This is a genomic window from Pseudomonas sp. Irchel s3h14 (genome assembly GCF_900187425.1).
Classification (GTDB): Bacteria; Pseudomonadota; Gammaproteobacteria; order Pseudomonadales; family Pseudomonadaceae; genus Aquipseudomonas.
The window spans coordinates 26,099-34,842 of the sequence record NZ_FYDJ01000037.1; the positions used below are offsets into that span (position 1 = coordinate 26,099).

Below are 8,744 nucleotides of genomic sequence, written 5' to 3' on the forward strand. Positions count from 1 at the left end.
CTCAGATCCAGGCAACGGCCAACAACCCCGCCCCCAACACCACACACAACGGCGAATACGCCCAGGTGTCGAGCCGGGCAAACTTCGAATCCTTCACCTGTTTGAAGAACCCTATCAAATTCGAATCGCCGACCGCCCGGGCGAACATCAGCATCGCAATCGCGCTGATCACCCATTGCAGCGACCAGTGATGCACCGTCGGCAGATACAGGCCGACCCGCATGCACACCAGCATCGCTATCAGCAGCAACCCGACCGCCACCAGCAACGTGGCAAAGCCTGAAGGCTTGAAGGCCGGCCTGGGTTCCCCGCCGTCCTCCGCGGATATTCGCGGGACCGCTGCCTCGCTACCTAACTTGCCACCTGCCGCCCAGTACAGGTGGATCAGGCTGATCAACAGGAAGATGGCAGCCATCCATTGCGCGATCAATAGGCTCATGTTCGGACTTCCAGCGTGAAATGTCGCAGCAGGATGAACTTACTTGCACGATTTTGTAAGGGTATTCGTCATCGGCGATGATAAAGTGCCGCTCCATGAAACTCGCCCGAACTGATCGCACATTGATGGCCTGGATGCTTTATTGCTGCGTCCTGTTCAACGTGTTCGCCTGCAGTATCGGTCACGGGCAAATGGTCGGGATGCAGCTCAACGGCATCGGCGGCCAGTTCTGTACCGTCGACCCGGCCAGCCAGTTGCCGGCCTCGTCGAACACCTCCGACGACAAACTGCCGACCTTGTCCAAGGCCTTCGGCTGCCCGTTGTGCTCCACCGGCGGCATGGGCCCGGCGCTCAACTCCAGCCTGACCCTGGCGATCCTCCCGCAGCAACACAGTCCGCCCTTGGCCGTCGTCGCCAATGCTGACCTCCCTGCCCGCTTCACCTGGCCCTCGGCCAATCCTCGCGCTCCGCCTGTCGCCTGAATTTCTTCGCCTTTTCCGATCAGCCCACCTCGCCAACGCGTAGCGTTTGTGTGTGCGCTGTTTCCTAGTCAAGCATTCAGGATTCATCGATGAAACGCATTCCTTTACTGGCAAGCCTGTTCGGCTGCCTGTCTGTAAACGCCTGGGCGCAATCCACAATCGACCTCGCGCCCATCACCATTGATGGCGAAGCGGCGACTGAGCCGGGGCTGAGTCTGGATCAATCCAGCGGCATGGCCTCGCGGCTAGGCCTGAGCGTGCGCGAAACCCCGGCCTCGGTAGCTGTGGCCAACCGCAACGACATCGAGCGCCACGGCGCGCAGAACTTCCAGGACGCCGCCAACACCTTGCCGGGCGTCAACGCCAGCGCACCGCCGGGCTTCGGTGGGTTCGTCTCCTACCGCGGTTTCACCAGCAGCCAGATCACCCAGATGTTCAACGGCATCAATGTCTCCGGCGGCCTCGCCCGGCCGGTAGACGCCTGGATCTATGATCGAGTGGAACTGGTGGGCGGCCCGTCATCGCTGATCAATGGCGCCGGCTCTGTGGGCGGTTCGCTGAACTACGTGACCAAACTGGCGACCCGCGAAGAGCAAGCCGTCGAAGGCCGGATCAGCTACGGCAGTTACGACACCACCGAGACCGCGTTTGGCCTCAACCATGCCCTGAGCGATGCCAGCGCAGACGTGCAGCACTACGCGCGGCTCGACGTCAGCCACAACACCGGCAACGGCTACATCGACCGTCAGGAGCGTGATGCGTGGAGCGTGGCGTTCTCGCTGCTCAGTGACCTGACGCCCAACCTGTCTCACACCCTGGCCCTGGAATATCAGGATGAACACGAAGACAGCCCTTACTGGGGCACGCCGGTGCTCAACCCCAAGGCCGGCGAATTGAAGATCGACAAGCACAACCGATTCAACAACTACAACGTCGAGGACGGCCGCTACGAGCAGCGCACGATCTGGGTGCGCTCGATCATCGACTACCGGATCAACGACAGCACCACCTTGCGCAACACCCTTTACCACCTCGACAGCCAGCGCGATTACCGCAACCTGGAAACCTACCAGTACAACGCCGACAACAGTGCGGTGAATCGCTCCACGGCGTATCAGGTCCGGCATCAGGGCGAGCAGAACGGCAACCAGTTCGAACTGCGCCACGACAACACGTTGTTCGGGCTGGACACGACCTGGTCCGGCGGCTTCGAGTACAAGGTCAACCAGACCACCAACTCGCCACTGAACGTCAAAGGTGCCAGCACCGTCGACCCGAATAACTTTCAGCCGGGTCACTTCTATGACATCCCCGGCACCCGACCGGGGTTTGTCAGCGACAAGACCAACGAAGTCACCACCAAAGCCCTGTTCGCCGAGAACCGCTTGGCCCTCACCGACAAACTCGCGCTGCTGACCGGCCTGCGTTATGACGACATCGACCTGGACGTGACCAACCACCGGGTCGTGACCGCCAGCAATCCCCGGCACCTCAAGCGCAGCTGGGAGCCGGTGACCGGTCGGGTCGGCCTGACTTACCAATTCATTCCCGAAGCCAACGTCTACGTGCAATACAGCACCGCCGCCGAACAGCCCAACGGCACGCAAGACTTCGACGTGTCCACCGGCAAGCAATGGGAAGTCGGCAGTAAATTCGACTATCTGGACGGCCGCGGCTCGGCGACAGTGGCGGCTTACATGATCGAGCGAAAGGACTTCGCGGTGACCGATCCGCTGGATCCGACCAGCAGTATTCCCGTGGGTCAGCAGACGTCCAAAGGGATCGAACTGGCCAGTTCGTTCAGGATCACCGACAAGCTGTTGGCCGAAGGCAACTTCGCCTGGGTCGATGCGCAGTACGACGAATTCAACGAGAAGAATGCGGCGGGTGTGGTGGTTTCACGCAAAGGCAACACACCGACCAACGTGCCGGACCGGGTCGGCAATCTGTGGCTGACTTATGACTTCGCGCCGCAATGGCAGGGCGGTGTCGATGCGCGGTATGTGGCCTCGGTGTTTGCCGACAGCGCAAACACCCTGACCGTGCCGTCGTACACGCTCTACGGAACGTTCCTCAGTTACAAGGTCGATCAACACACCACCGTCACCGGCCGGGTGCGCAACCTGACCAATGAGGTGTATGCCGAGTTTGTCCATGTGTCACCGGCGTATTACCTCGGTACGCCGCGCACCTTCGAGTTGGCGGTGCAGACCCGGTTCTAAAAGCAAAAGCTTCGTCGGAACGCCGCCCGGAGCAAGCCCGCTCCCACATTAGATCGCGTACTCCTGTGGGAGCGGGCTTGCTCGCGAAGACGGCATCAGCCTCACCACATCACTTCACTTCAACCCGGCGGAGACTTTATCCGCCACATCCTTGGGCACCCAGGCCTGCCACACGTCCGGGTGCGCCTTCATGAACGCCTCCGCTGCTTGACGTGGCGGGGTGTGTTTTTCGCTCATCTCGGCCAACGCCTTGTTCAATGGATCAATCGGCAAGTCGACTTTGCTGAAGAACTCGGCAATTTGCGGATACTGTTTCTGGAATGGCGTGGACACGCCAATGGACAGCTTCGAGGGCAGTGAGCGCGTCGGTTTCGGATTCGGGTGGTCGGCGTCGGTCAGGGTTTTCCAGGCATCAGCGTCGAAGGGCGGCTCTTCCAACTGAATCAGTTTGAAGCGGCCGAGCAACGGTGTAGGCGACCAGTAGTAGAACAGCACCGGTTTGCCGCGACGAATCGAAGAACTGATCTCCGCGTCCAGCGCTGCCCCGGAACCGCTGCGGAAATTCACATAGCTGTCGTCCAGCCCATACGCCTTGAGTTTCTGTTTGTTGACCACTTCCGACGTCCAGCCGATCGGGCTGTTGAGGAAGCGCCCCTTGCCCGGGGTTTCCGGATCGCTGAACACGCCCTTGTATTTCGGCAGGTCGCTGACACTGCGCAGGCCCGGCGCCAGCGGCTTGATGCCTTTCGCCGGGTCGCCCTTGATCACATATTCGGGCACCCACCAACCTTCTGTGGCGCCCTTGACCGTATCGCCGAGACTTGCGACTTTGCCTTCGGCCTCAGCCTTGACCCAGACCGGACTGCGACCGGCCCATTCTTCGCCAATGACCTGAATGTCATTGTTGGCCAGCGCGGTCTCCAGGGTGATGGTCGTCCCCGGCAAGGTATCGGTCGGCAGCCCGTAGCCCTTCTCGACGATGATCCGCAGGATATCGGTAATCAGGCTGCCGCTTTCCCAGTTCAGGTCGGCGAAGTGGATCGGCGCCTGGGCAGCGAACACCGGAACGGGTGAAGCCAACAAACCGAAGGTGGCCAGGGTAGCGGCCAGCAACCGTCGAAATCCGTTCATGCTTTTGCACCTCGTGCTGTTCACAGCAATAGCAGGATGGCCTGGCAGAAGACCGCAAAGCCTCTGAATACTCAGTCATCTGACTGTAGTAGAGGTTCCTGCTTTCGAGGGAGGTCAATCAGTTTTCGGAAGGTTCCTGCAAGCGCGCCAGCGCTCTTCGTACCATGCTGGCGTACTCCGCCGGACGCAACGTATAGATCTGTGATGCCACCCAACCCAGCCATGCACCTTGCAAAACAGCCTTCTGGCCGAACAGCCGTTGGGCTTCGGCTTGCGCACTGGCCTGGTTCTGTTCGTGGAAGTCGGCGCGGGTCAGGGTCATTATTCGCTGGCCTTGAAGGTAACCAGTTCACCCTTGCGCCACTTGGCCGCCTTGGCAGTCACGGCTTTCAGGGTTTTGGTCAGGCCTTCCTGCAACTGTTGGTGAGCAGCGAACACCATCACCACGCTATGACCTTCCTTGAACACGATCCCGTGACCATCAGCGGTGGTGACGAACGCGTAATCACCCAAGCCGTAAACCGTCAGTTTGATTTCGCGGAACTTGATGTCCAGCTTGCCGCCTTCGCGACTGGGCAATACAGAGGCGCTGAAATGATCGCCGACCTTGAGTTTAAGCCCTGGCTTGTCATCAACCACCAGCGCCTCTTCGGTGTCGATCTCGGCAATATAAATGCCTTCAGCGTTCTGTTCGGTGATGTAAACAAAACGTGACTGGAACTGTTTAACCAGCTTTGCGCGCAAATCACCCAGCACGAACAAAGCATGCATATCGAGATTACTTACTGCCAAGGAAACATCCCCACATCTGAAAATGATGCTGCACGCAGGAAAACAGCGCACAGCAGAAAAAAGCGGCAATGCCGAAGGTGTAGCCAAATGACCCGGGTTGAAATCCTGAAACGAGCAGAGCGCTCATTCATCGCGAGGTTTGAGAAGACTACTGGAACAACACTCACGTCGTCTTGCCTGGCGTTCGTCAGAGGTTGAAGGAAAAAGCCCTTCCGACGGCCAGAAAAACGGGACTACCAACTTTAGGGAAAAAGCTCTTTAAAAAAAGCACTTTTCCGACATATCGCCAGCAAAAAATTGCTTTAGATGAACATCGATCGCCAAACACTGACGGTGATTCTAGAGCAGCGATGCTCATCGAGACTACCCAAAACCACGTACGCACGTCGGTAAAACAACGAAAAGGACTTCATATGTGCACGCTGACACATTTTGCTCACCCTCAGGCGCCCAATACGAACAGCTCGAGGACACTGCCCCCCGGGATGTTTCAACCACATGAATACTACCTTGAAGAGCGCACCCGGCCACGCTTTCAGGTCATTTTGGCCGGCAATGCCTTTTTTCATATCAGGGAAATTTCCACCGGTCGCGTCAGAGGTTTCCGCGGCAATCATAACGAAGCCTGCGCCCTTGCCCGCTCGCTCGAGTTACGCGGTTGACGGTCCCGCCACATTCATTTCCATAGACGCTTCGTCATGCTGGCGACTTAACTCAGCCGCCAGCATGCAACTACTGCCATACTGCCCGACCAATGAAACCCGTCCCCAGGGTGGGCGGCGTTCAAAACAACAGAATATTTCAAGGGAAGGCTGCTACGTGACGGAATTTGATATCGGTGAATTTTTTATCCGGGGCGAAGCCAGAGAAGTCGAAGGCGAATTCCAGGCAGTCATTATCATGCGCGCCAAACCACCGCTGACCGCCGTGACGTATCACCAGGTCGAGAAGGATCGCTGGTTCAAGACGTCGGACGTCGCCGCCATTGCCGCCCAGGATGCCGCCAAGGCGCTGAAGGTTGCGGTCGATGAAGGGGCATTGAAAGCCTGAGACGGGGGTAGACGAGTCCGGGAACCGGCACTGAACAGCGCGTTTTTCATGACCACCAGCGCGCTGTATCAGGCTAAAACCTGCCTCGCCAGCAGGCTCGGCACCTCGGCCCGAGAGATGCCTGCGGCGTGCCACCCTTGCACAGGTTGCACGCCTTCCTATCGATAACCCATCAGATCAGCTTGCGCTTGACCGCTTCATCCAGCGTGCTTTGGGTCAGGTGCTTGAGCAGCACGTCCCCTCGTTCATTGAACGGCAACCCGACAATCAGCAGGATCTGCAACCAGGTGCGAGTGCTCTCCTGTTTGACGATTTTACCCAGCACGTTGCCTTCCTGATCCTTGAACACCGTTTCCAGCGTGAAGGTATTGCTGAACGTCGTCGGGATCACGAAGAACGTGAACCCCGTCAGCCAGGCACTGGCGATATTGCCCTGCTCGTTGTTGGTCAAGGTACTCGTGACGTACAGGTTCGAGTCGACTTTGTCGGTTGTCACGTTTTTGAACTGTCCGGATTCCTTAAAGGTTTCCAGCATGTTCTTCTCCACCAGCGCCGCATTGCCCACGCCACCCGACAGTTCGCCGTTGAACTGCTGCTGAGTGGTCACGTGCAGATAAGCACTGGGCTTGTCTTGCCTGGCCTGGGCTGGCGGCCACTGATCCACCGGTGGCAAGTCATGCTGGGAGTAGGAAATGCAGCCGGTCAGGGTGCTGCTGACCAACACCAGTAAAACCAAAAGGTATTTATTCATGTGCTGCCAATTCCTTTGACGGTGTACGCAGTTGAGGGGTGGCACCGGCCAGCAATTGAGCGATCAACTCGCGCAACTGGCTACCGCCCAGGCGGGGATTGAGATAATCGGCGTTCCACAGGCCGACATTCTTGTCGAGCTTGACCTGCTCGACCGACCTGGCCAGTTGCTTGCCCTGACGGTCTTCGATGATCAGTTCGCCCGCGAGGTCGTATTTGTCGACGTAAATCGGACCGTCGACCCAAATCCAGAGGGTCAAGGTCACTAGCGCACCGGGAATGTAAGCCGGGTGCATGGTGCGTTTGCCTGCCAGCGAGGTCAGGTTGAACTTGAGCACCACGTCGTCCTCACCGGCCTTGGCCGGGAACACCACGATTCGCTTGAAGTAATCGCTTTTGTCGACGTAGGTGCTGATCTGCTCGGTCAACTGCCGGCTACCGGCGACACGCACCTTATCGTCCAGCTCAGGGGCGGAGATCACCACATCACTGATTTCGGCACTGCGATCAAGGGTGGATGGCGCGGGGTTCAAGGGTTCGCCGATGGGGCCCAGCGGTGTGAAAGACACACAACCAGTCAACGACAGGCCAAGTGCGATGGCCATCAGATAAACAAGACGCTTCACTGCATACATCCTTTTCATGCGGGATCGGGGACGCGTCGGCTCGAAAGAAAATGGTGCAGGGATGGGCAGTTCATCACTGAAAGGCGGTAAACCTGAGGAGCGAGTGTCGCCTGCATCCTTGTTCAAACTCTTTGACTGGCGGCTCAGTGACGCCAAAAACGCGACGGCATCGTAATCGTTGAAACCCCGAGAGGCAATAGCCTAGTGCCATCATGGTGGCGAATCCGCAGAAAGCTGCTAAACCCCTATCGAACTCTTCGCGCGCGGTTCCCTCAGATGCAATGACACTGCACTGCCAATTGCGCACTCAATGCAACTGAATACTCTCAAGGAGATGAAGATGGATTCACCGACACACGACTTGAAAGGTTTGTTCGACCAACTTGGTCTGGACTCCAGCGAGAAGGCCATCGACGATTTCATTGACAGTCATTCACCCTTGGCTGACAACAAAAAACTCATAGATGCCGAGTTCTGGACCCCGCAGCAAGCCGGCTTCCTGAAAGAACAATTGCGTGAAGACGCCGATTGGGCGCGGGTGGTCGACGACCTGAACCTGCGCATGCATCAGATCCACTAGCCTCTGATTCCATGCAGGCTGTCGGGTGTTACGGCGTTCAGTTGCGCTAGCCAGGCAGCCCTGCATTCCTGCGCCTCTTCGCGACTTGAGAACGCCGTTCCGCGGCGCTCGCCATTCAGCAGCACCACCCAACAGACGCTCCTCCCCAGCGAACGCAAACTGGCAGGCACACCGCTGCCTATCATGACGGCGACATCGACTTTACTTTGCATACTGACCTCTCGAACTTCATTAGCAACCTAACTATGTAGGCATGGTAATGAGTTCATTCGCCTGGAAACAGCAACGCAACTGCACAGCTTTGTTGTTGGACCGGTAACAATGATCGGTCTATCAACGTAATGCTGTTCACTTAAGTTCGGTGTTTCCAGGTGTACACATGCGTAGCGAGGGGGCTGTGGATCGAGGGCCGACCTGTTTTTTTGTGTGCATATCCGTTTCTGCGGTCACGGCGGCTATCGGTTTCGCTTTTACAGCGAGTCACTTGGAAGAGCCCCAAGTAACCAAGGGCTCTTGCCCCTGACGTTCGGTGCCTCGCCTAGGCTCGGCATGCCCTCGCTCCGGTCCTGCTCCGTGGGCCCGCCGCCATCGGCCATCCATGGCCGGGGGCGGCTAACCCGGCATCCATGCCGGGTTGCCCACTGCGCAGAACCTCCACTCGGCCTCTCGAGG

At 58.1% G+C, this 8,744-nt stretch carries 12 protein-coding genes; 5 read left to right on the forward strand and 7 right to left on the reverse strand.

Annotated elements, in window-relative coordinates; genetic code table 11:
• Position 1: 1 nt before the first annotated feature.
• Positions 2 to 439 carry a DUF3995 domain-containing protein gene (locus CKW16_RS30965; RefSeq protein WP_095133439.1) on the reverse strand — a complete coding sequence of 146 codons (438 nt, stop codon included), beginning with the start codon at positions 437 to 439 and terminating at the stop codon, positions 2 to 4.
• A 95-nt stretch (positions 440 to 534) separates the two neighbouring features.
• On the opposite strand from CKW16_RS30965, the gene CKW16_RS30970 reads away from it, so the two are divergent.
• Together CKW16_RS30970 and CKW16_RS30975 are read left to right on the forward strand one after the other, a co-directional pair.
• Complete coding sequence (locus CKW16_RS30970) at positions 535 to 921, forward strand: DUF2946 domain-containing protein (RefSeq protein ID WP_046048123.1); 387 nt, start codon at positions 535 to 537, stop codon at positions 919 to 921.
• A gap of 89 nt (positions 922 to 1,010) precedes the next feature.
• On the forward strand, positions 1,011 to 3,143 hold the full coding sequence (locus tag CKW16_RS30975) for a TonB-dependent siderophore receptor (protein ID WP_095133441.1): 2,133 nt from the start codon (positions 1,011 to 1,013) through the stop codon (positions 3,141 to 3,143).
• A gap of 114 nt (positions 3,144 to 3,257) precedes the next feature.
• Here the strand turns inward: CKW16_RS30975 and CKW16_RS30980 are convergent, their stop codons facing one another.
• From CKW16_RS30980 to CKW16_RS30990, 3 genes are all read right to left on the reverse strand, one after another.
• The gene (locus CKW16_RS30980) at positions 3,258 to 4,274 is read right to left on the reverse strand and encodes an ABC transporter substrate-binding protein (RefSeq protein WP_095133444.1); all 1,017 of its coding nucleotides are present in this window, start codon (positions 4,272 to 4,274) and stop codon (positions 3,258 to 3,260) included.
• 118 nt (positions 4,275 to 4,392) lie between these two features.
• Positions 4,393 to 4,596, reverse strand: coding sequence for a hypothetical protein (locus tag CKW16_RS30985; protein WP_095133446.1), 204 nt, complete (start codon positions 4,594 to 4,596; stop codon positions 4,393 to 4,395).
• Positions 4,596 to 5,066 (reverse strand): hypothetical protein, encoded by a 471-nt coding sequence (locus CKW16_RS30990; protein WP_008151679.1) that lies wholly within the window; start codon positions 5,064 to 5,066, stop codon positions 4,596 to 4,598. Before CKW16_RS30990 ends, CKW16_RS30985 begins: the two co-directional genes overlap by 1 nt.
• A 413-nt stretch (positions 5,067 to 5,479) precedes the next feature.
• On the opposite strand from CKW16_RS30990, the gene CKW16_RS30995 reads away from it, so the two are divergent.
• Positions 5,480 to 5,728 carry a hypothetical protein gene (locus CKW16_RS30995; RefSeq protein WP_095133456.1) on the forward strand — a complete coding sequence of 83 codons (249 nt, stop codon included), beginning with the start codon at positions 5,480 to 5,482 and terminating at the stop codon, positions 5,726 to 5,728.
• A 157-nt stretch (positions 5,729 to 5,885) separates the two neighbouring features.
• A complete protein-coding gene (locus CKW16_RS31000; protein WP_095133448.1) occupies positions 5,886 to 6,116 on the forward strand; it encodes a hypothetical protein in 231 nt (76 codons plus the stop codon).
• Between the two features lie 172 nt (positions 6,117 to 6,288).
• Here CKW16_RS31000 and CKW16_RS31005 read toward each other — a convergent pair whose 3' ends face one another.
• On the reverse strand, positions 6,289 to 6,867 hold the full coding sequence (locus CKW16_RS31005) for a hypothetical protein (RefSeq protein WP_095133450.1): 579 nt from the start codon (positions 6,865 to 6,867) through the stop codon (positions 6,289 to 6,291).
• Positions 6,860 to 7,492, reverse strand: a complete 633-nt coding sequence (locus CKW16_RS31010) for a hypothetical protein (RefSeq protein WP_095133458.1) — start codon at positions 7,490 to 7,492, stop codon at positions 6,860 to 6,862. Before CKW16_RS31010 ends, CKW16_RS31005 begins: the two co-directional genes overlap by 8 nt.
• A gap of 340 nt (positions 7,493 to 7,832) precedes the next feature.
• Here CKW16_RS31010 and CKW16_RS31015 point away from each other — a divergent pair, with 340 nt between their 5' ends.
• Positions 7,833 to 8,072, forward strand: a complete 240-nt coding sequence (locus CKW16_RS31015) for a DUF2789 domain-containing protein (RefSeq protein ID WP_095133452.1) — start codon at positions 7,833 to 7,835, stop codon at positions 8,070 to 8,072.
• On the opposite strand, the gene CKW16_RS32760 is transcribed toward CKW16_RS31015, so the two are convergent.
• Positions 8,069 to 8,284 (reverse strand): hypothetical protein, encoded by a 216-nt coding sequence (locus tag CKW16_RS32760; protein ID WP_095133454.1) that lies wholly within the window; start codon positions 8,282 to 8,284, stop codon positions 8,069 to 8,071. The genes CKW16_RS31015 and CKW16_RS32760 overlap by 4 nt on opposite strands.
• Positions 8,285 to 8,744: the final 460 nt, after the last annotated feature.

Coding starts and splice junctions, on each gene's coding strand:
- CKW16_RS30965 (WP_095133439.1), bottom strand. CDS start 439: ATGAGCCTATTGATCGCGCAATGGATGGCTGCCATCTTCCTGTTGATC.
- CKW16_RS30970 (WP_046048123.1), top strand. CDS start 535: ATGAAACTCGCCCGAACTGATCGCACATTGATGGCCTGGATGCTTTAT.
- CKW16_RS30975 (WP_095133441.1), top strand. CDS start 1,011: ATGAAACGCATTCCTTTACTGGCAAGCCTGTTCGGCTGCCTGTCTGTA.
- CKW16_RS30980 (WP_095133444.1), bottom strand. CDS start 4,274: ATGAACGGATTTCGACGGTTGCTGGCCGCTACCCTGGCCACCTTCGGT.
- CKW16_RS30985 (WP_095133446.1), bottom strand. CDS start 4,596: ATGACCCTGACCCGCGCCGACTTCCACGAACAGAACCAGGCCAGTGCG.
- CKW16_RS30995 (WP_095133456.1), top strand. CDS start 5,480: ATGTGCACGCTGACACATTTTGCTCACCCTCAGGCGCCCAATACGAAC.
- CKW16_RS31005 (WP_095133450.1), bottom strand. CDS start 6,867: ATGAATAAATACCTTTTGGTTTTACTGGTGTTGGTCAGCAGCACCCTG.
- CKW16_RS31015 (WP_095133452.1), top strand. CDS start 7,833: ATGGATTCACCGACACACGACTTGAAAGGTTTGTTCGACCAACTTGGT.
- CKW16_RS32760 (WP_095133454.1), bottom strand. CDS start 8,284: ATGCAAAGTAAAGTCGATGTCGCCGTCATGATAGGCAGCGGTGTGCCT.